The sequence below is a fragment of the Leptospira interrogans genome, assembly GCF_900156205.1.
Lineage (GTDB): Bacteria > Spirochaetota > Leptospiria > Leptospirales > Leptospiraceae > Leptospira > Leptospira interrogans.
This window is the reverse complement of record NZ_FTNA01000002.1, coordinates 280,194-306,206: the sequence shown is the minus strand read 5'-3', so window position 1 is coordinate 306,206 and position 26,013 is coordinate 280,194. Positions and strand designations below refer to the sequence as shown.

At 35.0% G+C, this 26,013-nt stretch carries 21 protein-coding genes and 1 pseudogene; 17 read left to right on the top strand and 5 right to left on the bottom strand.

The annotated features are described in order from the left end of the window. On the top strand, positions 1-1,044 hold the full coding sequence (locus tag BW942_RS02955) for an Mrp/NBP35 family ATP-binding protein (RefSeq protein WP_000190880.1): 1,044 nt from the start codon (positions 1-3) through the stop codon (positions 1,042-1,044). Between the two features lie 46 nt (positions 1,045-1,090). Beyond that, complete coding sequence (locus BW942_RS02950; protein ID WP_000667225.1) at positions 1,091-1,780, top strand: hypothetical protein; 690 nt, start codon at positions 1,091-1,093, stop codon at positions 1,778-1,780. A gap of 6 nt (positions 1,781-1,786) precedes the next feature. On the opposite strand, the gene BW942_RS02945 is transcribed toward BW942_RS02950, so the two are convergent. After that, positions 1,787-2,401, bottom strand: coding sequence for a UbiX family flavin prenyltransferase (locus BW942_RS02945; protein WP_000780086.1), 615 nt, complete (start codon positions 2,399-2,401; stop codon positions 1,787-1,789). Positions 2,402-4,003: 1,602 nt separating this feature from the next. Then, positions 4,004-4,936 (bottom strand): 4-hydroxybenzoate octaprenyltransferase, encoded by a 933-nt coding sequence (locus tag BW942_RS02930; RefSeq protein ID WP_001156599.1) that lies wholly within the window; start codon positions 4,934-4,936, stop codon positions 4,004-4,006. 62 nt (positions 4,937-4,998) lie between these two features. Between BW942_RS02930 and BW942_RS02920 the strand changes: the two genes are divergently transcribed. The 6 genes and pseudogenes from BW942_RS02920 to rfaD all read left to right on the top strand — a co-directional run bounded on the left by BW942_RS02920 (position 4,999) and on the right by rfaD (position 11,998). Further along, the gene (locus tag BW942_RS02920) at positions 4,999-5,646 is read left to right on the top strand and encodes a hypothetical protein (RefSeq protein ID WP_000219378.1); all 648 of its coding nucleotides are present in this window, start codon (positions 4,999-5,001) and stop codon (positions 5,644-5,646) included. Positions 5,647-5,652: 6 nt separating this feature from the next. Further along, positions 5,653-6,906 (top strand): hypothetical protein, encoded by a 1,254-nt coding sequence (locus BW942_RS02915; RefSeq protein WP_000487353.1) that lies wholly within the window; start codon positions 5,653-5,655, stop codon positions 6,904-6,906. Between the two features lie 45 nt (positions 6,907-6,951). Further along, positions 6,952-8,048, top strand: a pseudogene (gene ychF, locus BW942_RS20740) (redox-regulated ATPase YchF). Between the two features lie 82 nt (positions 8,049-8,130). Further along, the gene (mutY, locus tag BW942_RS02900) at positions 8,131-9,258 is read left to right on the top strand and encodes an A/G-specific adenine glycosylase (RefSeq protein ID WP_000773587.1); all 1,128 of its coding nucleotides are present in this window, start codon (positions 8,131-8,133) and stop codon (positions 9,256-9,258) included. Continuing rightward, positions 9,255-11,012 carry a UbiD family decarboxylase gene (locus tag BW942_RS02895; RefSeq protein ID WP_000695319.1) on the top strand — a complete coding sequence of 586 codons (1,758 nt, stop codon included), beginning with the start codon at positions 9,255-9,257 and terminating at the stop codon, positions 11,010-11,012. Before mutY ends, BW942_RS02895 begins: the two co-directional genes overlap by 4 nt. Before the next feature lie 14 nt (positions 11,013-11,026). After that, positions 11,027-11,998 carry an ADP-glyceromanno-heptose 6-epimerase gene (gene rfaD, locus BW942_RS02890; RefSeq protein WP_001074785.1) on the top strand — a complete coding sequence of 324 codons (972 nt, stop codon included), beginning with the start codon at positions 11,027-11,029 and terminating at the stop codon, positions 11,996-11,998. A gap of 27 nt (positions 11,999-12,025) precedes the next feature. Here the strand turns inward: rfaD and BW942_RS02885 are convergent, their stop codons facing one another. The 3 genes from BW942_RS02885 to BW942_RS02875 all read right to left on the bottom strand — a co-directional run bounded on the left by BW942_RS02885 (position 12,026) and on the right by BW942_RS02875 (position 13,966). Next, positions 12,026-12,325, bottom strand: coding sequence for an ArsR/SmtB family transcription factor (locus BW942_RS02885; RefSeq protein ID WP_000031888.1), 300 nt, complete (start codon positions 12,323-12,325; stop codon positions 12,026-12,028). A gap of 176 nt (positions 12,326-12,501) precedes the next feature. Continuing rightward, entirely contained in the window at positions 12,502-13,272 is a 771-nt protein-coding gene (locus BW942_RS02880; protein ID WP_000351752.1) for an SDR family oxidoreductase, read from the bottom strand. Then, positions 13,262-13,966: a hypothetical protein gene (locus BW942_RS02875; RefSeq protein WP_001129800.1), complete on the bottom strand. Its 705-nt coding sequence runs from the start codon at positions 13,964-13,966 to the stop codon at positions 13,262-13,264. The genes BW942_RS02880 and BW942_RS02875 overlap by 11 nt, the downstream gene beginning before the upstream one ends. 208 nt (positions 13,967-14,174) lie before the next feature. Here BW942_RS02875 and BW942_RS02870 point away from each other — a divergent pair, with 208 nt between their 5' ends. The 9 genes from BW942_RS02870 to BW942_RS02830 all read left to right on the top strand — a co-directional run bounded on the left by BW942_RS02870 (position 14,175) and on the right by BW942_RS02830 (position 25,387). After that, positions 14,175-14,357 (top strand): hypothetical protein, encoded by a 183-nt coding sequence (locus tag BW942_RS02870; RefSeq protein WP_000227403.1) that lies wholly within the window; start codon positions 14,175-14,177, stop codon positions 14,355-14,357. A gap of 372 nt (positions 14,358-14,729) precedes the next feature. Then, complete coding sequence (recN, locus tag BW942_RS02865) at positions 14,730-16,436, top strand: DNA repair protein RecN (RefSeq protein ID WP_000920921.1); 1,707 nt, start codon at positions 14,730-14,732, stop codon at positions 16,434-16,436. A 111-nt stretch (positions 16,437-16,547) separates the two neighbouring features. Beyond that, the gene (locus BW942_RS02860; protein WP_000477701.1) at positions 16,548-17,153 is read left to right on the top strand and encodes a MotA/TolQ/ExbB proton channel family protein; all 606 of its coding nucleotides are present in this window, start codon (positions 16,548-16,550) and stop codon (positions 17,151-17,153) included. Positions 17,154-17,155: 2 nt separating this feature from the next. Next, a complete protein-coding gene (locus tag BW942_RS02855; RefSeq protein WP_000672100.1) occupies positions 17,156-17,605 on the top strand; it encodes an ExbD/TolR family protein in 450 nt (149 codons plus the stop codon). Positions 17,606-17,662: 57 nt separating this feature from the next. Next, a complete protein-coding gene (locus BW942_RS02850) occupies positions 17,663-20,551 on the top strand; it encodes a BamA/OMP85 family outer membrane protein (protein WP_476737718.1) in 2,889 nt (962 codons plus the stop codon). Positions 20,552-20,554: 3 nt separating this feature from the next. After that, positions 20,555-22,753, top strand: coding sequence for an ATP-dependent helicase (locus BW942_RS02845; RefSeq protein ID WP_000378420.1), 2,199 nt, complete (start codon positions 20,555-20,557; stop codon positions 22,751-22,753). Positions 22,754-22,815: 62 nt separating this feature from the next. Further along, complete coding sequence (locus BW942_RS02840) at positions 22,816-23,256, top strand: LIC11625 family surface-exposed protein (RefSeq protein WP_000721620.1); 441 nt, start codon at positions 22,816-22,818, stop codon at positions 23,254-23,256. 24 nt (positions 23,257-23,280) lie between these two features. Continuing rightward, the gene (locus tag BW942_RS02835) at positions 23,281-24,126 is read left to right on the top strand and encodes a 3'(2'),5'-bisphosphate nucleotidase CysQ (protein ID WP_001084700.1); all 846 of its coding nucleotides are present in this window, start codon (positions 23,281-23,283) and stop codon (positions 24,124-24,126) included. A gap of 97 nt (positions 24,127-24,223) precedes the next feature. Next, a complete protein-coding gene (locus tag BW942_RS02830) occupies positions 24,224-25,387 on the top strand; it encodes a glycosyltransferase family 4 protein (protein ID WP_001225794.1) in 1,164 nt (387 codons plus the stop codon). Positions 25,388-26,013: the final 626 nt, after the last annotated feature.

Sequence of the window (26,013 nt, the reverse complement as noted above, 5' to 3'; positions counted from 1 at the left end):
ATGGCAACAATCGAAACAATTAAAATTCAAAGAGAATTGACTAAAATCAAACACCCCGAACTAAAGAAGGATATTGTATCTTTAGGTATGATTGGTTCTCTCGACATACAAGAAGGAGAGACAAATATACTTCTTAAAACTCCAAACCAAGATAGAAGAATTCAAATTGGTTTGGAAGCACAGATTCGCCAGGTTCTGACCAAACTAGAAGGGATAGGAAAGGTAAAGATCAAATTTGAAGTGGATCCTAAACTCGTTTTGGACGATTCCAATAAAATCCCTGGAGTTAAAAATGTGATCGCGATCGGTTCCGGCAAAGGAGGAGTAGGTAAATCTACCGTAACTGTAAATATCGCAGCAATGGCGGCTTCTCTCGGATACAAGGTAGGGATTTTAGACGCGGACATTTATGGTCCATCTGTTGGAAAGATGTTTGGAATCAATGGAAGAGTGGCGCTAAAAGCAGAAGAAGATAAAATTTATCCTTTGGAAAAAGACGGACTCAAATTGATTTCGTTTTCTTTTTTAATCGATGAAAAACAACCAGTGGTCTGGAGAGGACCTATGCTTGGAAAAGCGGTGGAACAGTTTTTATATGACATCGTTTGGGATGAATTGGATTATTTATTTATAGATCTTCCACCTGGAACCGGAGACGTTCAACTTTCTCTTGCGCAGTTGATTGATTTGAATGGGGCTGTGATTGTAACCACACCTCAATCCGTTGCTTTGTTAGATGCGACCAGAGCTTCCGCAATGTTTTCTCAAGTAAAAGTTCCTATTCTTGGAATCGTTGAAAACATGAGTGAATTCATTTGTCCTAAGTGCGGCCACGCTTCTGCCATATTTAGTAAAGGAGGTGGTCATAAGTTGGCAGAATCATCTGAAACAAGTTTTCTTGGTGGCATTCCTCTTACAATGGAAATTATGAATGCAGGAGAGGATGGTAAACCTGCAATACTCAAGGATAAAAATGGACCTGTATATCAAGCTTATAAAATCATATTCGATAAATTAAATGAAGAAATAAAAAAGTGGGAATAATACACGCTTTGGAGTCTGTTGTACATAGAGAGACGGGAGGTGAACCTTGAAGTTTGAAAAGGGATCCGAGAAAAACCCAACAGGTAATTTGATCGTATATTGTAATGTATTTGGTGAAAACCCTCTCAGCCCCGGAGGAAAGATAATCGCGTCTAACGTGGTTGTGAGCTTTCTAAAAATCGGCGAAAATTTTCCTGTCGTAACATTTCCTCCAGTATCGTTGGAAAGTTATGAGGAATTAAAAAAGGTCATATCGGAAAATATAGAGAAGTACGACGTGATTAAAATTAAAGACTTTGAGATGCCTGTGTCTAAAGAAGCTTCTAACGATTACATTCAGGAAAGAATGGATCAGTTCAATAGTGTAGTGATCAAATACGTAGAGATTTGTAAAAATCGAGAAGTAGGTGGAGGACAGGTTAATTTTCCGGAGGAAGAAAGTGGTGTTCGAGAATATTTAGATGTACTCGCAAATCTTTCTCTGAAAATCAGAAGATCCACTGGAATTGCGAGAGAAGCATCTCTCATTAAAATGGATCAGCTAGTAGAAAATTTTTCGACGAAACATCCTGAGTTCGACTTAGATAATTTTAGAAAGGCACTTTCTTTACCAGGACAAACTGGAGAAGAATTGATTGGACTTTATCTTCAAAAGTTCAATGCGATTTCAAAGGAAAACTACGAAGACGCATCTACACTTAAGAAGAAAATTCACGATATAGAATACTTCGCCTAATAAGAATTATTCCTCTGTATTTTTAGGAGTCCATGGCGGGTATAGATTTAGTTCCATACCCAAAAGTTTGAAAACTTTTTCGCTGATGAAATCTCCTAAGTCCTCCAAAGTTTTAGGCAACTGATAAAATCCCGGAGAAGCAGGTAGAATAATTCCACCTGCGTCGTGAAGTTCTAACATATTTTTCAGATGAATTCGATTGTAAGGTGTTTCCCTTGGAACTATTATAAGGTTTCTTCTCTCTTTTAAAGTGACATCGGCGGCTCTTTCAATTAGGTTTTCCGTTAAACCGGCGTTAATTGAAGCGATCATTTTCATGGAACAGGGAAGGATTACCATCGCGTTCCAAAAATTGGAACCGGAGGCTATGTCTGCTCCTATGTCTGTAAAACTGCGGATTTCAAATCGATGACGAGTGGTATGGATCTTATATTTAGAAACGATAAAATCTAGTAATTCTTTTGACGAAGAGACCTTACATTCCATTTCCTCTCTAAAAACTCTAAGAGACGCATTACTGCAGACTAAAAAAGTAGTTCCTTCGATTGTAAAAAGTGCTTTGATAAATCTTTCCGCGTAAATGGAGCCGCTGGCTCCTGCTATTCCTAATACAAGTTTCATTTTATCTCTTAATATATGCAGAAATTTTAAAATTCTTTGAAGTAGATTTTCAATTTCAGTTTTTAGAATTTTGTCCTATTGATTTGTATAAAATTTGAGTATCTTAAATTTTTATCGCAAAATTGTGTTCCATAACAAAATATTGCTGCCCTTTTATATAATTTTTGAGTGAAACCGTTCAATGTGGGAACTATTACAAGCTAAGATTAAAGTCTTTAGAAGTATAAAATTGTTGTAAATCTTTTTTATATTAGAAGTTTATGAGATTCGGTTTTTAAAAAAATGACTACATTTATTTTAGATCAATGTGGGAACTATTACATCTTTTATTAAAAAGTTATTGAGACCTCTCTATAAAATGAACTTTGATTTGATGATCGCAAAATGACGGTTTTTATACAGAAATTTGATTGGACGATTGTTACTATAAAGATATGTAAAAATAGTACTGAAAACTTAACTGTGGATTTTATGAAAATGGAGTAGTTCCTACAATCTTAGATTTTACTTGTGATCTACTTTTTTGTATGAGTTCCTACATTTTACCAAAATTCCACAAATTTATTAACCCAAAATACCAAAATTATCTAAAAGGGCTTTATTCAAAGAGCTATTAGAAGACTTAAAATTCTGTTTTTAAACTCACATGAGTTCTACATAAGAAAACGAGAAAGAATTTTCTAAGAGTATGAGTTCCTACAATTTAAGAATTGATTCGTAAAATCGTGATTTGTGGTAGTTCCCACATTTTAGAAATCAATCTGTAGAGTTCAGATTCCAGCTTTTTAAGAGAAATGAATCATGGATTTCTTTACGTTGAAACTCACGTTAAACTCATGCGCCTTACTAGTAGGAATCGGTAAATTTGTGGGAACTACCACGTTTTTTAAAAACACGGACCTATTTTACTACTCGGACGCATGAATAGAATACTTGTGTTAGATTGTTTCAAAAATTTGAATATTTTGGTCTTGCTTTAAAATGTCGTAAATTCCGAATTTGCGGTATTTTTTAAGTACCACTATTTTTTCGTAAATTAGGCCGTTAATAACTTGGTACTATTTTCATGCGTCCGAGTAGTAATTGAAGAATGGTCGAAAAACGGCGATTTTACGCATAAATTTGATACTAGAATTCTATTTAGGACTTGTCCCAAAACCTCAAGATGTGGGAACTCACACAAAAATTTAACAATATTAGAATTGCTTGAAAGTTCGCAAATTACCAAATGTGACGGTTTTTGTAGGAACCATTGTGTTTTATTAAAAATTTCTAAAGAACTATCATGTAAATTCTTTAAGGTTTTGGGACAAGTTCTTAGACAAAATGGCGCCTTCCTGGGCTTGAAAACTGTCCAATGTGGGAACTACTACAAAAATTTAATGAGATTAGAAGAACTACTCGAAAGTTCGCAAATTGCCAAATACAACCTAATTTTTAGGAACTACTGCATTTTATTAAAAATTTCTAAAGAATGATCGTGTAAAATTTTTTGAGGTTTTGGAACAAGATTTTAAATTTTATAAAGATTCCCAATATAAAACGATGTAGTCTTTTTTATAGTTTTGAAACGCTTGCTAAGCGAAATCTAACCAAGAACGGTTAGAATACTAAAAACAAAAAATAGAAAACTCGATCGAATAACAATCCTGCAAACAGGATCAAAGAAATATAAGAATGAATTTGGTAAAATTTTGGAGGAAAAAAATTATTTCCAGAAGTTCTAACGATTTGGTGTTCTTGAAAAAGAAAATATGAGGTAACTATTAAAAATATTATAAATATAAATCCAAGCCCGGAAGCAAAACCGGCCATAAATAAGAATCCGATACAAAGGATATGACTCGCGATTGCAATTCTAAGAGAAATTTTTTTTCCGAACTTTGCGGGTATGGAATAAAGCCCTTCTTTTTGATCGAACTCTTGGTCTTGTAGAGCGTAAAGAATATCAAACCCAGCCAGATTGAATGCAAGACCAATTGTCCAAAGAATTGGTTCCCAAACGATTTCTTCCCGAACTGCCACCCAAGTTGCAAGTGGTGCAAGTCCGATCGAAAAACCTAAAATGAAATGACAAAACCAAGTGAATCGTTTTGCCAAAGAATATCCTAAAAGAATGATTAAGGTAGGAAAGGAAAATAGAAACGCCATCGGATTGATAAACCAACTCACGATTAAAAATCCGCAAGAAGATAAAACAACAAACAAAATCGCGGAACGTTTTGAAATTTTACCTGCTGGAATTTCTCTATCCCGAGTACGCTCATTTTTTAAGTCTATATCTGTATCTACGATGCGATTAAAACCCATAGCTGCGGATCTTGCGAATATCATGGAAATCAAAATTAGAATCGAAAGTATAACCCAGTCCGATATGGATCGCCCCTGTGTTTTTAGAAAGGATAGAACAAATGCAATTCCTGCAAAAGGGAGCGCGAATAATGTATGAGAAAACTTAATAAGACTTCCGTATTGCTTCAGAGATGTTAGAGTTTGATTCATGACCTTTAAAATTCCAAAATTCTTTTCTTGCATAAAATTGAAAAGAAAGTCTAAAAAGCGATGATTTTTTCTGCCCTTTAAAAAAGGATACGTCTATGACAGTCGTTTTAACAAATCCTTCTGTATCTACAAAAAATATTCGTCTCTTTCTTAAAAAAATTATACAAAACCAGAAAATACATTCCAGATGGTTAAATACCATTTCCTTTTTGGAACACATCGGTTCTAGGAAAATTCTTGCTACCCAAAGTGGATTTGCAGTAGGAGAGATGATTCTCAGACACGCATCTGAAGAGACTAGACACGCCCATTTTTTCAAAAGAATGAGTGAAAGAATTTCTCCAGGTACTTGTCCTGATTATCAAATAGAAAACTTACACTGCGGTTTTTCTGCATTTTTATACTTTCAAAGACTAGACGGGATGGTTTTAAAAAATTTAAATTCATCCGGTATGAAAGGTAAAAAACGATCCTTTCTTTCCTATCTTTATGTGACTCACCTCGTTGAAGAAAGAGCGGATTTTTTATACCAAGAATACGATCAAATTTTGGAAGAGAGTGGAATTCCGGTCAGTTTAAAAGCGATTCTGAAAGAAGAAGAATCCCATCTCTCAGAAATGAAAGATGCTCTCCATCAGGAAGACCCTGAATATAAAACACGTTATGCGATTTTTCAGGAACAAGAGAAAAAAAATTATCTGAAATTTGAACAAACCTTATTGAAATCTGTAGGAATCGATTGACGTAGGATGTTTCAAAACGTTTTCAAAAAAATTTTTACAATTTTTTTGTTTATAAGTATATTTTATTTTCATAATGTATTTTCCGAAGCGGGTGGACTTAAAGATCGTCCTATCAGTGTTGTATTTGTTTGTAAACCCTCTTCTCAAACGGATAAGCTGCGTTATTATAGATCGACTTCTTTATTTTTTAAAAGGCTCAAAAACAAACGAGTTCAAGAAAACGGGATCGCATATTTTGTAGGTTACGATGTTTTTTCTTCCGAAACTCCTATGGAACAATTAAAACTCGCCGGAGAAAACGGATATGATCTATATATTTTTCCGAAAAACAATCTACCAGAAAATTCTTTAAACGATACAATTCCTTGGATCGGTTTTATAGAAGAAAAAAAAGAAATCGAAAAATCTGAAAAAAGAATGAATTCTCAAGAGAAATTAAATCGAAAATCTAAAACCATAAAGTCAACAAAAAGCAAAAAACGTTTTTTGAATGTAATAAAGAAAAATATTTCTCAAAATTCTTCTTCAACTTCAAAATCAGATGTTCTATCCTCGAATATTTTAAAAACTGAATCTTCTAAAATTTCCGAAACACAAGATCAATCTAAAAAAGAAAATACCGTTTCTACACAAAAGGATATATCAAAAACAGAATCCAAAGTAAAGAATGAATCTTCTCAGGAGAACTTAGTTTCTAAAAACGATTTCTCCAAATCGGATAAAAATCCAAAAATAAAATCTCCCAAAAGTTCTAGAAAAAACAAAAGTAGAAAAAAACAATCCGGTTCTACTAAAAAAGATTCAATTTCTACAATTTACAATTCTGAGAAAAAAGTAGAACCTTTAGTTTCAAAAGAAATTTCTCAAAAACAAGAGATTCAAACAACGACTGTAAACGATCCAGCTAAACACAATTTTTTTGAATTGAATTTTGATTCCTTGAAATTTTGGTTTTCAACAAACGTCAATTTGGCGATTTCTCTGGAATCGAATCCAATTCTGTTTTTTATCGGAGAAAAAACTCCAAAAGATTTACTTACACGAAAAAAGGAAGAAGATACTTGGATTCAATTCTTGGATTTTCCACAGGATTTAAGATTTAACGATGGAATCTATTCTGTTGGTTGTGCAACTGCTAAGATTCCAAATGGAATTTCGGTTTTACATTTTTTCTTTCGAGGGGACAAATTGATTCGTCTCAAACAAGAAAGTTTTTCTCTCAATAGCGACGGTTCCGGTAAATCCTGGGAATTGGAATAACGATTTTACTTTTCGCTTCAACCTGTTCCGGAAAATCTGGATCGCATGAGTCTGAATTGCGGTATTGTAGGTCTTCCCAACGTAGGTAAATCCACTATTTTTAACGCCCTTACAAAAGCGGGGGCGCAAATGGAAAATTATCCTTTTTGTACCATTGAACCCAACAAAGGAATTGTAGAAGTTCCAGATTTGCGTCTGAATCGACTGGCAGAAATTGCAAAACCTCAAAAGGTAGTTCCTGCCATCATTGAATTTGTAGACATCGCCGGTCTTGTTAAAGGTGCCAGTCAAGGAGAAGGCCTTGGAAATAAATTTCTTTCCCATATCCGAGAAGTAGACGCGATTTGTCACGTTGTGCGCGCTTTTGAAGATGAAAATGTTACTCACGTTCACGGAAAAGTGAATCCTGTGGAGGACGCTGCCATTGTAAATATGGAATTGATTTTCGCTGATTTAGATAGTGCGGATAAACAATTTCAAAGGGTTTCAAAAAATGCTAAGAACGGAAACAAAGAAGCGCAGGAACATGCTTCCGTTCTTGAAAAAATCTTAACTCTTTTAAAAGCGGGAAAACCAGCAAGGCTTGCCGAATTGAAAGACGAAGAAAAAAAATCGCCAAGTCTTTTCAATTGATTACGTTAAAACCAGTTATGTATGTGGCGAACATTGCTGATAAGGACGCCGCCAAAAAAGATACACCTTTACTAAATCAGATCAGACAAATGGCAAAAGAAGAAAACGCAGAGCTCGTAATTCTTTGTGGTCGTTTTGAAGAAGAAATTTCCGGTTTAGATCGAAACGAACAACTCGAATTTCTAAAAGAAATTGGAGAAACCGAAAGTGGTTTAGATCGTATGATCAAAACTGCATATAAACTTCTAGGTTTGATTACATTTTTTACCGCGGGTGAAATGGAAGTCAGGGCTTGGACGACTCCCTTTAATAGTACAGGACCAAAAGCGGCTTCTGTAATTCACTCAGATTTTGAAAAAGGTTTTATCCGAGCGGAGGTTATGAGTTACGAAGATTTAGATAGAGCAGGTACCCAAACAAAAGTAAAAGAGGAAGGAAAACTTCGAATCGAAGGAAAAGAATATATCGTTCAAGACGGAGATGTAATTTATTTTAGAATTAATGCTTAATAAAATACTAAATTATGATTTTCTGAAGATCAATTTTTTTTACTGAGTGTTCCAATCAATTCTTTTTTAAAACCAAATTACAGTGAAATTAAATAAGAACTCAATCGATCCGAAACTTATCTTGGAACTTAGGAAAAATCTACTTTCTTGGTTTCATAAAAACAAAAGAGAACTACCGTTTAGAATTAATAAAAACGCATATAGAATTTGGGTGAGCGAGATTATGCTTCAGCAAACTCGGGTCACTGCGATGCTTCCGATTTATGAAACTTTTTTAAAAAGATTTCCAGATCCGAACTCATTGAGCGAAGCTTCAGAAGAAGAAGTGATGAAATATTGGAAAGGACTCGGATATTATTCTAGGGCTAAAAATTTAAAAAAAGGAGCTAGGCTTCTCGTCGAAAAATACCAAAGTCGTTTTCCTGAAAATTATGAAGAGGCACTTTTAATTCCGGGAGTAGGGAGTTATACTGCTTCTGCCGTTTTGTCGATCGCCTATGGAAAACCTCATGCAGTTTTAGACGGAAATGTAAAACGAGTTTTATCTAGATTATTTTTGGTTGAGTCTGACCCTAGCTTAACTTCGACTAACCAAACCCTTGCGGATCTAGCAAAAGAATTTTTAACCCCACAATCTCCAGGAGATCATAACGAAGCTGTAATGGAATTAGGAGCTCTCGTTTGTGTTCCGATTCCAAATTGTTCTGCTTGTCCATTACAAAATCATTGTGAAGCAAGATCTGTAGGAAAAGAAAAAGAAATCCCTGCCTCTAAGTCCGTAGAGAATTGGATAGATCTGGATCTCAATTTTCTTTTTTTGAAATCAGAAGATAAAGTTCTTTTGGTGAAATATACAACTCGAAGATTTTTTAAAACGATCTATTCTTTGCCGTTTCGATTAGAAGGAAAACATCCCTATGAAAAGGACGAATGGATAGAGGAATTATTTGAAGATTCTAGAATCGTTCCAAATTTTCTGCAAACAAAACATTCGATTACTAATCACAGGATTAGATTGAAATTTTGTGACCTATATGAGAAAAACATTTCTAAAGTTGAAAAAAATCTGAAAAAAAATAAACACATAGAATTTAAATGGGTGCCAGAGTCAGAACTTAAAGAAGAATTTCCTTCTTCCATTTCCGGTAAACTAATTAAACTCAGAAATAAAAACAAAAAACAACCAGAACTTCCGGTGGGAAAATTATGAAAATTAAATCTACTTCGGAATTTGTAAAAGAATTACAAATACAAAATGAACTTTTAATTATTGAAGAAGAAGTAGATCCAATATTAGAATTAGCTGAAATTCAAAGAAGGGTTGTCGCCAAAAGAGGACCGGCGATTCTTTTTAAAAACGTAAAAGGTTCTCGTTTTAGCGTAGTAACCAATCTTTACGGCTCTGAAAGAAGAATGAAGATTGCATTCGGAGAAGAGCCGGTGCGGTTCATTCGAAAAATTGCAACTACGATTCAACACATTCTTCCTCCTACGCCAGCAAAAATTTGGGATTTAAGAAACATAGCATTTCAAGCTTTGAAAGTGGGTCTCAAAAGAGTTGGTTCGGCTCCCGTTCTTGAAAACACATTAGATTCTTTGTATGAACTTCCGACGTTAATGTCCTGGCCCAAGGACGGAGGAAGATTTGTTACCCTTCCTTTGGTGTATACCGAAAGTCCTAAAACAGGAAAGGGTAATTTGGGAATGTATCGAATTCAAATTTATGGGCCTATGGAAACTGGAATGCATATTCAGATTCATCGAGGGGGAGGAAATCATTATTACGAAGCAGAAAAAGAAGGTCACTTTCTTCCTGTTCATATTTATGCGGGAGGCCCCCCTGCTCTAACCATTGCCGCTGTCGCTCCTCTTCCAGAGGAAATCAGTGAATTGATTCTCGCCTCTTTATTGTTAGGTGAAAAATTAAAGATTCAGAAGAACACAAACGTTTCTCCGTTACCAGTTGTTGCGGATGCAGATTTTCTAATTCAAGGAGTGATTCCTCCTAAAATTCGAAAACCGGAAGGCCCTTTCGGAGATCACTACGGATATTATGCTTTAAAACATGATTATCCTATTGTTCAAGTAAAACGGATTTATCACCGTAAGAACGCAATTTGGCCCGCGACTGTAGTGGGTCGCCCCCCTCAGGAGGATCATTGGATTGCGGAATATTTACAAGATCTTTTATCTCCTTTGTTTCCGGTTGTTATGCCTGCTGTAAAAAAAGTATGGGCTTATGAAGAATCCGGAGTACATTCTCTTGCAGCTGCTGTTGTAAAAGAAAGATACCAAGGAGAGGCCTTTACAGGAGCTCTTAGAATTTTAGGGGAGGGGCAACTTTCTCTTACTAAAGTATTACTCATAACTGACCAAGACGTGGATCTGAAGAATTTTAGAGAAACGTTTATTACAGTATTAGAAAGAATGAATCCAATTACGGATCTTCATATTTTTGCAAATATCTCTCAAGATACTCTTGATTATACTGGACCTACTGTAAATCAGGGAAGTAAGGCGATCTTTTTGGGTTCTGGTAAAAAGAAAAACGATCTCAAAACTCAGTTTAAAGGTAAGCTTAGCAATTCTTCATTTAAAAATCCGAAAATTCCCTATCCAGGAACTTTGGTGGTATCCGGACCTAAATATAAATTAAAAGATGGAGTTCCTGCTAAACTTTTAAAAGAAAAATTCATCCAAGATTTTTTATTCGTGTTTTTAGTGGACGATTCGGAGGACACGATACGTTCCGATCACGATTTTATCTGGTCTGTCTTTACACGTTTTGAACCAGCTGGAGATATTTATGCGAATACGAAATTAATTCGAAATCATCCTGCTTTTTATCCTCCAATAGTGGTGGATTGTAGAATGAAAACTTGGTATCCTCCACTGACAGAAGCAGATTCTAAAACGATCCGAAAAGTAGATGATAGATTTGGTAGACTGATAGACTCACTTTAGTAGATTTGAATTCTATGGCAAAAAAGAAATGTATCGTTACCGGTGGTGCGGGGCTTATCGGTTCTAATCTAGTTCAAGAACTTAATAGACTAGGAATCGATGATATTCTAGTTGTGGATCATTTGGGAACTTCTTCCAAGTGGAAAAATTTAGTCGGAAAAAGATATTCAGATTATCTGGAAAAAAAAACATTCTTAGAACATACAACTCGAAACTTTCTATTAAAAGATTATGATATTTTGTTTCATTTGGGAGCCTGTTCTTCTACTACAGAGACGGATGCGTCTTATTTAGTGGAAAATAACTTTGAATATACAAAACTTCTTGCCGAAGAATCTTTAAAAAACGGAGTTCGATTTGTATATGCTTCTTCCGCCGCTACCTATGGAGACGGAGCCAATGGATACGATGATAAAACTCCCATTGACTTACTCAAACCTTTAAATATGTACGGATATTCAAAACATATGTTTGATTTATACGCTCAAAGAAGAGGGTTTTTAAATCGAATTACTGGAATCAAATATTTCAATGTATTTGGATATGGAGAAGGACATAAGGGGGATATGAGAAGTGTAGTTCTTAAGGGGTACGAACAAATCAAAAAAGAAGGTAAAATCCGTCTTTTTAAATCGTATAAACCCGAATATAAAGACGGAGAACAAAAAAGAGATTTTTTATACGCAAAAGATGCCGCAAAAATCACCGCCTATTTGGCATTTGGCGATCATAACGGAATTTATAATTTAGGAAGAGGAATTGCAGAAACCTGGAACGACCTAGTATTCGCAATTTTTGATACTTTAAAACTTTCTATCAATATAGAATATATTGAAATGCCAGAGACTCTTAAATCAAAATACCAATATTATACTTGTGCAGATACCACAAAACTTTTAAAAACCGGTTATTCGGAAGGTTTTACTCAATTAAAGGACGCAGTCAGTGAATATGTAACCCTCCTCGATGAAGAAGAGGGTACATAATTAATTTTTAAAGTAATCGTTTAAAGATTAACCGTAGATTTTAACAATCGTACGAATCAGATCCTTATACTTTCCGTCTTTTAGGTAATAGAAAACTTGGTTGGATTCCTTTCTGCTGGAGAGGATTCCATTGATTTTCATTTTGCTAAGGTGCTGAGAAGCCGCCGATTGGCTGATTCCCAGTAAATCCACAAGTTCGCCTACACTGTGTTCTTTTTGAGACAAGAAGAAAAGAATCTGCAAACGATCAGGGTGAGCGATCCCCTTGATTCCACGAATTGCCGATTCTAACTGGTTTTTCTTTAATGCTGATTTTTCTTTAGACATTGTTTTACTCTTATTTATATTTCTAAAAGAAGATGCTTTCTCTTTTTAGACAAAAATACTAAATTAAGTTTATTCAATTTTAGTAAACTACTAAATCTCAATTCAGTAAATTATGGACTATTTTATTACAATTTTATCTTAATGTAAAGTTCTTTTCTTAAAAAAATGATTTCCGATTAAATTTTTACTCCACCTGATATTTCTAATATAACACCTGATACTAAATCATTACTAACAATGAAGTCTGCAGAGAAGGCAATTTCATAAGGTTCTCCTAATCTACCAATTGGTATAAGGGCTTCCCATTTTTTTAATGCCTCGGGGTTCATATCTTTCATTACCATTTCTGTTTTTATAAAACCAGGTGCAATTCCTGCCACACGAATGCCGTATCTACTTAACTCTTTTGCCCATAGTTTTGTCATTGAGGCAACTCCGGCCTTTGCAGCCGAATAATTTGTCTGACCTGGATTTCCGTGCATCGCTACAGATGCAATCGGGATAATAACACCTTTACTTTTACTTTCTATCATTTGGATTGCAGCTTCTCTTCCGGTCAAAAATACTCCAGTGAGATTGACGTCTATGACCGACTGCCAGTTAGACAAAGACATTTTAGAAATTACTTTACCAGTTTCTTTATCCGTTTTTACGAGTAAGCCGTCTCTTAAAATTCCGGCATTCAATATGGCTACGTCTAAACTTCCGAATTGTTTTACTGCAGACTGCATAAGCTTTTCTGCATCTTCTTCTTTAGATACATCTGCTTTAAACGAATATACTTCGGTTCCTAAAGTTTTAATATCTTTTTCAGCTTCTTTTAGTTTTTCTTCAGATATGTCGGAAAGAACGATTTTTGCCCCTTTTTTGGCGAAATGTTCGGCCATCGCCTTTCCAAGACCACTTGCGGAACCGGTAACGAGTACTGTTTTACCTTTAATATCCAAGACTATTTTCCTTTAATTCTTTACTTCTAATGCTGATATAATTTGCAGAAAATGGAATTTCTACTCTAGAAACCGTTTCGTGTTCCCGGGTCATAATTCGGAAGAGTTGAGGATCTATATTCTCACTTTTTAATAGAATCATAATAAGCGCAATTCCTAGACCTGCCCCTTCGGTATTATCCATGTTATCCATATAAAATTCTGCAATGTCGTTATATGACATTGCCTTTTTCATTTTTTCCCGCATTCTTTCTTCTTCTTCCTGTATTACGGGAGTATTGTTCGTTACTTCTACTACAAGTCCTTCGTTTGTATACGTGATATTTAGTTTTACTGAAATTCCACGGGCAAGACATCTTTTGCCATATTCATCCACCATTTTTTCAGAGAACTTGGCTTTAAAGGCGGTAATTCCTTTTTCGTAATGTTCCGGATTTCGAATATCTAAACCTTCATCTTCAAAAAAGACCCTTTTTTGATTAGCCTTGACTCCGTTAATCGACATCTCTTTTGTAATCGTATATAACATTTCTATATAACGAGTTTGGCCTACTTTGGTTAAGATTTCTGTAATGACTTTGAGTACATAATGTTCCAGTTTGGAATTCATTCGAGAGGATTGTAACGTAATTTGAGAACGAGTTTGGATGAGTTCGGTTAGTTTTTGATCTAAGTCTTGAAAACTTTTTGCCATATTTCTTTAAATCCCCATAGTTATAATAAACCGGACGCTACAAAATTTCCCTGTCAGTTTCGATTATAAAGAGATGGAATCAATCAAATTCCAGAATTAAGATATTCTAAAAATCAGATAAATATTCTAAAATTTTCTCAATTCTAAAACACGAAATTGAAAATTCCATTCTTTAAAAAATCTAAGGTATCAAATTGATAACCTATAGTTGGTCGATTTTTTTCAAAGTTTCAGAAAAGTTTGTATTCTGAATTCTTCATATTTTCTTTTAAAGATTTATCGGATTGAATCTTATAAGAAGGGAATCTTTTTTCTTTTGAGAATTCTAATTTCTGAATCGGTAAGTTTTAAAATATTTCTCAAAAAAAAATCGGAATTTATCTCAAGATGAAGCTATGGAACTAAACTATTATAGATTTTCGTTTTATAGAAAATGATCTTATTTGAAAAAATTGTTAAATGTATTGATTCTAAGATTTATCGGAATAAGACTTTATGACTAGTCTTCTGATCTCTAGAGGTTAAAGATATAGTAAGTAAGTTTATTTTTGCAAAAATAAACTTACTTCAAAAATTCTATTTTCAGTTTGGAAGACAAAAGAAGTGAGTGTTGATTTCTAAATCAGACTTAAGGATTTTCAAAAGTGAGTGAAGTGAATCATTCTAAAAGAGATACAAAAATTTTTTTCTAAGAAAAATGATTGCAATCATTTGTATAGCAATTAAATAAAGGGTATAATTTGTTTAGTATTTTGAGGTAAGTATGTTGAAGACCCTGAATATAAGAGACTTTGCTCTGATTGAAGAAGCTTGTATCGATTTTCAAAAAGGAATGACCGTAATTACTGGAGAGACTGGAGCCGGAAAATCTCTCATTTTGGACGCTATTTCTTCTCTGTTAGGCGGAAAAAGCAGTCCTATGGAAATTCGAACGAGTGCCCCTAGATATGTGTTAGAGGGTGTGTTCGATCTTTCTAAAAATCCAGCCGCGGTAGAATGGCTCAAAGAAAAAGGTTTTCCCTTTGAATCCAAAGAACTCACCTTACATCGAGAATGTGGGCGGGATGGAAAATCTAGAATTTTAATCAATCAGTCTTTGGCTTCTTCTACTACACTTCGAGGTTTAGGAGAATTGCTCGCCGAAGTTCACAACCAAAACGATCAGATTCTTCTTTTGGATCGAGGAGAACAGTTAGACATTATCGATTTGCACGCAGGTCTTGTCCCTTTGAGAAACGAAGTGAAGGAATGTTTTCTTACTTATAGAAGTCTGAAAAAACGTCTGGAAGAATTACGTAAGAGTGAGGAAGAAAAATCCAAACGGATTGAATTTCTTAATTTTCAAATTCGGGAAATTAGAGATGTGGATCTGAAGGAAGGAGAAGAGGAAGGACTCAATCAAGAAGAGCATCTTCTCGCGCACGGAGAATTATTGGCAGAGAATTATGAAATTTTATCTTCTCATTTGGCGGATAGCGAATCTGCCATTCTTCCTTTGTTTCCGAAACTTCTGAGTGCGGCAGAAAAAATTAAATCCATTCAGCCCGATTTTTCGAAAACCTTGGATTCTTTACAGGAAATTTATATCCAACTCAAAGAAATCAATTCTTCCATTTTAGATGAAAAAGAAGAGATTTTCTTTTCTCCGGATAGACTTCAGTTTGTTCAATCTAGATTAGATTTAATTTCTAAGATGAAAAAGAAATACGGTTCCGATTTGGCAGAGATTCTGGACTGCAAAAATAAAGCAGAACAGGAGTTAGAAGCGATGGAAAAAAATTCCAAAAATAAGGAATCTATGGAAGTAGAGATAGAAAAGATAGCTTCCAGACTGGCTTCTCTATCAATTCAACTTTCTAAGTCTAGAAGAGAATCTCTGATTCGTTTTGAATCTTCTCTGAAATTGGAATTGGAGCAACTTGGAATGCCTGGAGCTGCGGTTCAAGTTGTATTACGTTGGGAACCCAATCCGGAAGGAGAGGTTTCCGCTTCTGGTAAAAGTTATATTGTAAATGAATCCGGGCTCGACCAACTTGAATTTTATTTTAGTCCCAATCCAGGAGAAAAACCTAGACCACTTCGTAAGATTGCCTCGGGCGGAGAAGTTTCTAGAGTCATGTTGGCAATTCGTTCCATTTTAGGCAGACAATCTAATTTACGAGTTTTGATTTTTGATGAAATCGATTCTGGTTTAGGTGGAGAGATCGCTATGGATGTGGCTCGCAAACTCAGAAATTTAGCCGAAAATCATCAGTTGATTTTGATTACCCACTTACAGCAGATCGCTTCGGCTGCCAACGATCATTTAAAAATTACTAAATCAGTGGAAGGAGGACGCACATTTTCCAAAGCGGAATTTCTAAGTTTAGAGGAAAGAACTTTGGAACTTGCGAGAATGATTTCGGGTCAGAGAGTATCGAAAGGCGCTCTTGAACACGCAAAAGAACTGCTGAAAAAACAGGCGGTTTAATTGCAGATTTCTCGATTTAGAATCTCTGTAAAAAGGAGGTATGCGGATTAGAAAACTGTTTGGCAGCTACAAGAGAGTTTTAAACTCTACTTATAGGAGAATTTTACTCAAATGTTTCTAGCTAAATCTGATTCTCTAATTTCCGCAATTCCTCCAGAATCTGTACCGATTGTTATCGTTTTAGTTTCTATCATCGGTTTTACAATTATCATAGAAAGGTTGATTTATTTTTCCAAATGGAAACCGGTTTCTCAAGAAGACTGGCGTTCTTTGAAAGAATTGTTTCGCCAAAGAAATTGGAATACCGCAATCGATTTTCTAAAAGGAATGAAGAGCGGACCTTCTATTCTAGTACTTCAAGCAGGTATTGAATCTTCCCTTAAAAATTTAGAAGCAGCCGAAGAAGAAATGCTTTCGGCTGGTTTTGCACAGATCTTAAAAATGGAAAGATTTCTTTCCGGACTTGGCACGATCGCTACGATTTCTCCTCTTTTAGGAGTTTTGGGAACTGTGCTTGGAATTATTCGTTCTTTTGAAGAAGGTTCTGGAACTAGAGGGGCCGAAGTTGGAATTAGTGAGGCGTTGATTACTACTGCAATGGGACTTGCAATTGCGATTCCTGCTTACGTAGCTTATAACTATTTTCAAAAGAAAAAAGAAGACACGATTGCTGAAATGGAAAATCTTTCCGGTCAGGCTCTCAAATATATGAAATAAATATGAAGTTTAGAAAGTTTCGATCTTCTGCAAGTAGAACTGGCCAAATTGAATTGGCTCCTTTGATCGATGTAATTTCATTTATCGTTATTTATTTTTTGATGAATGCGACTTTGGAAAAATCAACTGTGATGAAAATTGAACTTCCTAGGTCTTCTTCCACTGCGCAGGAGAAGAAAAAAGACGAACTTGTAATTACTGTAAATAAAGATGGAAAGGTTTTTTTGGATAAGGACACAGATCCGGTTCCTTTAGAAAAGCTGACCGAAAAAATCAATGTTTTCCTAGGCCCTTTAGAAAAGAGAGAACCAGGGAAGAATCGAGTGATCATCCGAGGAGATGGAACTGCAAGTTATCAAACCGTGATCAAAGTAATTGATAAGGTAAATGAAGCAGGAGTAAGCAAATTTAACCTAGCTATGGTAAGACAAACTGGTTCCGGAGAAAAATAAGTTCTGGTTTAAGCGGTTTTGATTCATTGCAAATATCCGGGTGGTTTTAGTTTTACGTTGAAGCGAATATTCTCTCCAATTTTAAAAGGAATTCTACTTGCGATCCTTGTAGGACTTCTATTCTATTCAGGCGAATTGACTCAAATCCTTTCTAAACGAAGTGACTTCTTAGGAAAAACAATCAAAGAAGTTAAATTCAAAGGAAATAAAAATACTCCTGACGCAGATCTCGAATCTATGATTGAGATCAAAGTAGGTAAAATACTTACAAAGAGAATTTTAGATCGAGACTTAAAAAATCTTTTTAATTCCGGTTTTTTTTATTTTGTAGATATTCAAGCGGAAGATTTTCAGGACGGTGTTCGGATCATATTTGATCTTAAAGAAAGACCTATAGTTAGAGAAATTGAATTTGTAGGAGCAGACGAAGTTTTTCCTGCGGATTTAAGAGATAAACTTCCTCTCAAAGACAATGAAGTGATCACACCTCAAAAGATCACAAAATCTAGAGATTTAATTCTTCAAAAATACAGAGACGAAGGATTTTTCCTCGCTTATGTAAAAGTGGAGCTGGGTAAACCAGACCCTAAAACAAATCTGGTTCGAGTTCGTTTTATTATAGATGAAGGAGAAGAGATTCCAGTTTCTAAGATTAATGTTTACGGAAACGAATCGATTGAAACGTCTGAAATTCTTTCTATTATGGAAATGAAAGAAGAAGGAGTTTTTGAAGGTGGAAATTTTAAAGAATCTTCCTTTGAAAAAGACAAGGATACGATTGTTGCTTATCTCAAAAGTAAAGGTTATCTAGATGCTGAATTGATCCGAGAGGGAACGAATTGGGAGATTCACTGGGAAAATCCAGAAAAAAAAGATAGAAGGGTCATTATCGTAAACATTAAAATTTCCGAAGGCCAGGTTTATTTTTTCAACGGTTATACTTTAAATCATGATATGTCTTTAGATGGAGAGGGAAGACCTCTCTTTTTAAACAAAGAAAAAAACCCTCCCGAAACTACAAAAGAGGAATTAAAACCTCTATTTACCTCTAAAGAAATCGAAAAAAGTTTAGATTACAGCGACGCAGATGTAGGAGTAATTTTTGACGAAACTCGTTTTATGAGAGATCGTGGAGCGATGAACGAACTTTACAGTTCGAGAGGTTATCTTTTTGCCCAGGTAATTCCTCGTAGAAAAATAGTATCTTTAGATCGTGAAAATTTAGAATATTATGAAAATTGTTATAGTCGTAAATCCGAAGAAGAAAGAAGAATCTGTGAAAACGAATATTCTCAACTTCATGTCAAACGTTTAAGACAACTTTACAACACCAAACCTGAGTTACACGGTAAAAAATTCGTTCACGTGGACTTTAATATACGAGAAAACAATCTTGCTTATGTGGAAAACGTAATCATCAAAGGAAATAAAAAAACTCAAGATCGTGTAATCCGAAGAGAACTTCTATTTAAACAAGGAGATTTGTTTAATTCTATTTTAGTCAATCGTTCCCGTGAAAGGATTTTTAACCTAGGTTATTTTAAAGAAGTAAACTTTAACATGAGACCAGGTTCCGATCAGACTAAAATGAATTTGATTATAGAAGTTGTGGAACAACCAACCGGAACCGTTTCTATGGGAGGCGGTTATGGCACGATCACAGGATTTTCCATCTTTACGGAAGTAGGTGAAAATAATTTAAACGGAACTGGTCAGAAAATTTCAGGTCGTTTAGAATTCGGTCCTTTTAGAAGACTTTTTCAGATTACTTGGACGGAACCTTGGCTTTACAATAAACCTTGGTCTCTTTCACTTTCTCTTTTTTATTCTTCTAGAATTTATAATGTAGGAGCCGTTTCGATTACCGAAAATAATAACCAACAATCCATCAAAGAACAAGCAATCTATTCCAGAGATGGTGTAGGTTTTACAGTAGGAATCGGTCATAGGATTTTTATCAACTGGACTCATTTTCATAGATATTCTCCCAGTATTTATGCTTCTACAAATCCTTCTTCTCTTGTATCGGATCAGGTTCTTGCGGAGGTTCGTAGAGGATGGCAATTCCGTTCTCAAATTTCAAATGGAATTGCGTATGATATTAGAGATAACGTATTTAATCCTACACAAGGTTATGACTTACTTTTTCAGATAGACAATGTAGGGCAGGCGCTCGGGGGACAATCTCACTTTGACCAGTATCGAGTTCTTGCGGAATACTACCACACTTGGTTCGATTATAGCTTTTTTGGACTTTTTAGAAACAATGCTCTCAGACGTTGGAGAGTCGTTCAAGAGTTTAGAAGTTCTTCTCTTTTTACTTATCAAAGGGTTCCGTATTATGGGAAACAAGATCCAATTCAAAAACCTTATATTCAGTTACAAGACTTACAGTTCTTAGGTGGATATGAATCTCTACGCGGATGGTTTTATAACGATGCAAAGTATCCTGCCGAATGGAGAGACGGTGCCGCTACCAGAATGATGTTCGGTTCGGAGCTTCGTTTTCCAATTGAGCCCACCTTACTTTGGTTAGTTGCTTTTTTCGATGCGGGCGCTTTATACGAAGAGGTAAACCGTGCTACTGGAGTAAGAAAAGATCTTTTTGAAACTTACGACCAAAGAGTCAGAGAAGCTCAAATGAAAGATCCCGTGGGCTATTACCTTGCTAATAATTATAATTTAACCGCTCTTAGAAAAGCGGATTATACTTTTGAAGAACTTAACAACCCGGCTAACCTGGTACTTTCTGGGAATAATGTTGCTTTGGATAAATTTCGATTTTCTTGGGGGGTAGGACTTAGAATTCAAATTCCGGTTCTTCCACTTAGGATTTATTTTGCACAAAAATTAAAGTATACTGGGGTTGCGGATCACCCTTTCACTAAATTTGAATCTGATAATGCATTTCAGTTTGTGTTTGGAATTGGGGACTATAGGTTTTAGTCTGTGGACTCCTCATTTTTATCCGATTTAAACGAAGAACAAAAAAAAGCTGTCTTACAAGTAAACGGGCCGGTTTTAATTTTGGCGGGAGCAGGTTCCGGTAAAACAAGAGTTATCACTCATAGAATTGCAAATCTTCTAATCAATCATGGGATCGATCGTATCTGTGCAGTAACCTTTACCAATAAGGCGGCTGCGGAGATGGTAGAAAGAGTAAAAAAAATAGTTCCTTTTTTACCCGCAAACGTTCAGATCAAAACCTTCCATTCTCTTTGTTTGTATATTTTAAGAAGAGAAGCTTCCTTTTTCGGATTTGATAACGGTTTTACAATTTATGATACCACTCTTCAAGAATCACTTTTAAAACAAGTAATTAAGGATCTTTCTTTGGATCCTAAATTTTATAAACCCTCCACACTTGGAAACTATATAAGCGGTTTGAAAGATAAAATGTTGTCTCCTGAAAGTTATTTGGAAAAAGAAGGTCGCAACGATTTTTCTAAGGCCGTATCTGCAATTTATAAGGAATACGAAAAAAGAAAGGATGCAAATTATGCTTTCGATTTCGGAGATCTGATATGGAAAACGGTTCAACTATTTCAAAAATCTTCGGATGCAATTTCTAAATACCGTCATAAGTGGGAATACGTGATGGTAGATGAATATCAAGATACGAATAAGGTTCAATACGAACTTGTACTTCTTCTTGCAGGAGAAAAAAGAAACCTATGTGTGGTTGGAGACGATGATCAATCTATTTATTCTTGGAGAGGAGCTGACATAGGAAACATTCTGAATTTCGAAAAAGATTTTCCAGAATCAGTGGTGATCAAACTGGAAGAAAACTATCGTTCTACATCTAATATTATATTAGCTGCTTCTAATGTAATTTCAAACAACACTCAGAGAAAAGAAAAGGAAATATTTACGAATAACCCGGAAGGTGCTCCGGTTGTGTTAAACGAATTTGAAAATGAATCTGAGGAGGCTCACGGAGTGATCACTAGAATACGCTCCGCGTATTCCGGAGGAACGGAATATAAGAATATTGCAATATTCTACAGAACTAATTCTCAGTCCAGATATTTTGAAGAAGCTTTGAGAAATGTAGGAATTCCGTATAAAATTTTCGGAGGTTTCCGTTTTTTTGACAGAGCGGAAATTAAGGATTTGATTGCATATTTAAACGTGGTTTCGAACCCTCTGGATAGCGTTTCGCTTCTTAGAATCATAAATTATCCTCCGAGAGGAATTGGGGATTCTGGAGTTGAAAAAATTCGAGAGTTTTCACTCGAAAAAGGAATTTCCATTTTGGAAGTTTTGGGTCAAGAAGACATTCCTCTCAAAAAAGCAGCTAAGTCTAAAGGAAAGGAACTTTATAATTTATTTTGCGATTTGATCGAAAAATCGGAAAAAGGTTTGTCTCCTTCCGAAATCGCATTAGAACTTTTGAATCGTTCCGGTCTCATGTCTCATCTCAAAGATGAAGGAACGGAAGAATCTGTAGCTCGTTTAGAAAACCTTCAAGAATTAGTCAATTCGATAGAGGAATACGAAAAAAATTCGGATTCTCCTTCTTTGGAAGAATATTTAAATCAGATTAGTTTGATTACAAGCGAAGAAGATTCTAAAGAACTCACCGATTATGTGAATCTAATGACTGTGCATAACGCAAAAGGACTTGAATTTGAAGTCGTTTTTCTTTCTGGATTGGAAGAGGGAACTTTTCCACATAGTATGAGTTTAGAAGAATCTCATTTTGGGGACGAAGAAGAAAGAAGGCTTTTTTACGTTGCTCTTACTCGGGCTCGTGAGGAATTATTTCTAAGTTATTGTAGGACTTCCAGAAAGTTTGGTAAGGTGGAAGATAGAATTCCTTCTCGATTTTTATCTGAAATTCCAAGAAAATGTTTTGGAAATAGAGGTTATGTAAGTAGAGAACGAACTGCTAGAAAACCTCAGGGCCCTCCAGTGGCTTCTAAAATTAGACAAGCGAATAACGAATTGGAATCACACCACGCACCACCACCTGATCCAAATAATCTCTATCTAAAACCGGGAGATCGGGTAAAACACAAACAATTCGGGATAGGAACAATTTTGACTATTTCCGGTAGGGAAAAAAATACAAAGGTCGCCATCCGTTTTGGAAACGTAGAAAAGAACTTTTTTGTTGCCTATACCCCGCTTGAGAAATTATAAGAAAGTGGAAAGTTTGTCGTTTTAAAATCCGATAATAATTAACGAAAAACAGGAAACTCAAGATGAAGAAAATACTCGCAATTTGTCTTTTATTTTTCTTTGCACTTTTTAGCCTTCAGGCCGGAAAATCGCAAGGTGTTGTAGAGGAATTCAATAAGGTAGAAGAGTACAATAAGAACGTAAAACTTTCAGACGCGGCGAAAAAAGCGACTCTCGAAAAGAACCTGCTTTCCGCAGTAAAATATACTCTTCACCACAGGTATCTAGAATATAAAGAAATTACCAAAGATTTAAATACAGATACAATGCTTTACGAACCGCAAAAGGGAACTTACACAGTTTACGTAAAATTTAAAAAGTATCTATTTTTCTATAGTTTTAAAATGGACCCGGAGATTTATCTCCAAACTCCAGAAAACGAAGTGTTTTATCTTCGTCCCGAAAATTTGGATGATCCTCATAAAGAAAATACTTCGGCGCCAGATGGTAAGAGTGGAAAGTAATTTTTATTTCGAGTATTTTCTTTTTTGAATTCGATTCTATATCTTCAGTCTGCCGTAGATTCTGTACTAGAGGCTGGCAAAATTGTATTAGAAATTTATCATTCCGATTTTAAGGTCAAGGATAAAGGAAAAAACGATCCAGTAACCGAAGCAGATCTGAAAGCAAGTTCTCATATTTCGGAAAGTTTACGTTTTTTGAATATTCCAATTCTTTCCGAAGAGGACTCTGAAAAGAAGGATGTTTCCAAATTACAAACAGTTTGGATTTTGGATCCAATTGACGGAACCAGGGAATTTATACATAAAAATCCGGAGTTTGCGATCAGTCTCGGTTTGTCTATTCTTGGAAAAGCGGTTTTAGGAGTGGTTTTTAACCCGGTTACCTTAGAATTGATCTATGGAGCAGAGGATTTAGGAGTAGTTTATCAAAAGTTGGAAAATATACCTGATTTTTTTTCAGTTAAACTCCAGAACTTTACAAAAATATTAAGTGATTTTAAACCTATTCAGAAAGTTCTTATTTCCAGAACCGAAGAAAAAGAAGGTCTTTTTTCTTCTTCTATGATTCCTTTCGGTTGGGAATTTGTGGCAATGGGCTCGATCGCGTATAAACTTGGTTTGGTGGCGGCGGGAAAAGCGGCTCTTTCCATTTCTTTAAAACCAAAAAATGATTGGGACATTTGTGCGGGAATTGCGCTTATAAATTCTTCGGGAGGCTCCGATCTAGAAATTAAAACCGGTGAACCCTATAAATTTCAAACTTTAAATGGAAAGGGAGAGGGGCTTATCGCAGGACATACTCGTTCCCTTACCCAGGTTTGGGAAAATTCTAAATCGTATTTTCAATCCGGTTTACGGGATTGGAATTAATGTATTTTGTATTAAATTCGACCTGTTTTTGGCATTTGAATTTATTTTCTTAAGTGTCCTTAAGAAATTTGTTAATCCTTTTTTATCGATTTTATATATGAGAAAAATAGAATATTCAAAAAAAACAATTTCCAATATTAGAATTGGTGTAGACGCAAGACCTTTTTCCACATCCGTTTCCGGAGTAGGTAAAATGATTCATAGCGCTTTATTGGATTTAGGAAAGAATTCTAATTTTGAGTTTTATCTTTTTTCTCATAAAGATTTACATCCTAGTTATTCTAATCTTCTAAATCTTCCCGGAATTCGTTTTATCAAAGGAGAAGGTTTTTTTTCTAAAAAAGGAGGGTTCTACTTTGCTATTGCCCTTCCACTTCAGCTTCGAAAAATCAAACTAGACCTATTTTGGGGAACTCAGCAGGTGTTGCCTCCTTTTCTTTCCAAAAAGATCGCAACTGTTTTAACATATAACGATCTGGTTGCGTATCGTTTTCCAGATACAATGAGAACTCTGGCTAGAATTCAGCAAAAGTTTTACCTTTCTCGTTCTATCAAACGAGCGGATAAATTGCTCCCGATTTCTGAATCTACTCGAAACGAGGTTGCCGAATTCTTCCATATACCACTCGAAAAAATGGAAGTTGTTTATCCTGGTATCGAACTTTCAGAATTTAAAAATATGTTTAAAGAAAAACCGGGGGAAAGGGTGGATTTATTGCCAAAAAAGTTTTTCCTTTCGGTTTCCACTGTAGAACCTCGAAAAAACTATAAATTTTTGTATAGTGCATATATTGAATATTCAAAAAAAGTAAAATCTAGTCAAAAATTTTCCTGGGTAATTGGAGGTAAGGAAGGTTGGGAAGATCCAACCTTTATAGAAACCTTGAAAAGTCCGGAAAGTAAGTCAGCAGGAATCGTTTGGATTGAAAGTCCAACTAACGTGGAATTAGCTCATATGTATCGGAAATGTTCTTTATTCTTATTTTCTTCTTTGTATGAAGGATTTGGGATTCCTCTTTTAGAAGCTTTAAGCCTTCAAAAACCTGCAATTGTAACTGATCTTTCCGTATTTAGAGAAATTGGAGGAGATAAAATTCGGTATTTAAAGTTAGAGGAAAATCTCTGGACTTCTGCGCTTTTAGATTTCTCCAAAAAACCGTATCCTGGAAAAAAAGTAGATATTCGGAAATTTTATCGAAGTGTCGCTGCGAAAACGATTTCGGATCAAATTCAAGAAGTTTTAAGATCAAAGAAAAACTGATCTTGAATTAAAATTTGAAAACAAAAATTTTTATTTTCTTTAATGAATGTTTGAAATTGCTATATTTTATTTCTTTAGAAACCAGAAAATTAGATGTAAAAATGTGGGAACTACTACGAAAATTTAACGACATTTAGAACTACTTGAAAGTTTACAAATTGTCAAATACGATTTGATTTGTAGGAATTACTGTATTTGATTAAAAATTTCTAAAGAATGATCGTGTAAAATTCTTTGAGGTTTTGGGCTAAACTAAGTAAATGTCTGTTTGGTGCAAGAGTTCGTTTTTAAAAAGTTTACTTTATAGTAAAAATAAGAGTGTAGGAACTCCCATTGTTTAACTTTGAGATACTACTAACTTGCTATAAAAGCAAAAGGGTCAAATATTTGCTTTGAAATAGAGTTTTACAATAAAAACTTAAACTAATTTTCTAAGAATCAATCAAGGTAAAAGATTGATAGAACTATCTAAACGTGAGTTCTACGCAAGAAAATGAGAAAAAATTTTTCTAAAAGTATGAGTTCCTACAATTTTAGAATTTATTTATAGATCATGATTCATGGGAGTTCCCACATTTTAGGAATCGATCTGTAAAATCCAACTTTTTTAGAAAAATGAATCGTGA

Excerpts from the sequence above, each read along its gene's own strand:
- BW942_RS02955 (WP_000190880.1), top strand. The coding sequence starts at position 1 with ATGGCAACAATCGAAACAATTAAAATTCAAAGAGAATTGACTAAAATC.
- BW942_RS02945 (WP_000780086.1), bottom strand. The coding sequence starts at position 2,401 with ATGAAACTTGTATTAGGAATAGCAGGAGCCAGCGGCTCCATTTACGCG.
- BW942_RS02930 (WP_001156599.1), bottom strand. The coding sequence starts at position 4,936 with ATGCAAGAAAAGAATTTTGGAATTTTAAAGGTCATGAATCAAACTCTA.
- BW942_RS02920 (WP_000219378.1), top strand. The coding sequence starts at position 4,999 with ATGACAGTCGTTTTAACAAATCCTTCTGTATCTACAAAAAATATTCGT.
- BW942_RS02915 (WP_000487353.1), top strand. The coding sequence starts at position 5,653 with ATGTTTCAAAACGTTTTCAAAAAAATTTTTACAATTTTTTTGTTTATA.
- BW942_RS02895 (WP_000695319.1), top strand. The coding sequence starts at position 9,255 with ATGAAAATTAAATCTACTTCGGAATTTGTAAAAGAATTACAAATACAA.
- rfaD (WP_001074785.1), top strand. The coding sequence starts at position 11,027 with ATGGCAAAAAAGAAATGTATCGTTACCGGTGGTGCGGGGCTTATCGGT.
- BW942_RS02885 (WP_000031888.1), bottom strand. The coding sequence starts at position 12,325 with ATGTCTAAAGAAAAATCAGCATTAAAGAAAAACCAGTTAGAATCGGCA.
- BW942_RS02875 (WP_001129800.1), bottom strand. The coding sequence starts at position 13,966 with ATGGCAAAAAGTTTTCAAGACTTAGATCAAAAACTAACCGAACTCATC.
- recN (WP_000920921.1), top strand. The coding sequence starts at position 14,730 with ATGTTGAAGACCCTGAATATAAGAGACTTTGCTCTGATTGAAGAAGCT.
- BW942_RS02860 (WP_000477701.1), top strand. The coding sequence starts at position 16,548 with ATGTTTCTAGCTAAATCTGATTCTCTAATTTCCGCAATTCCTCCAGAA.
- BW942_RS02855 (WP_000672100.1), top strand. The coding sequence starts at position 17,156 with ATGAAGTTTAGAAAGTTTCGATCTTCTGCAAGTAGAACTGGCCAAATT.
- BW942_RS02840 (WP_000721620.1), top strand. The coding sequence starts at position 22,816 with ATGAAGAAAATACTCGCAATTTGTCTTTTATTTTTCTTTGCACTTTTT.
- BW942_RS02830 (WP_001225794.1), top strand. The coding sequence starts at position 24,224 with ATGAGAAAAATAGAATATTCAAAAAAAACAATTTCCAATATTAGAATT.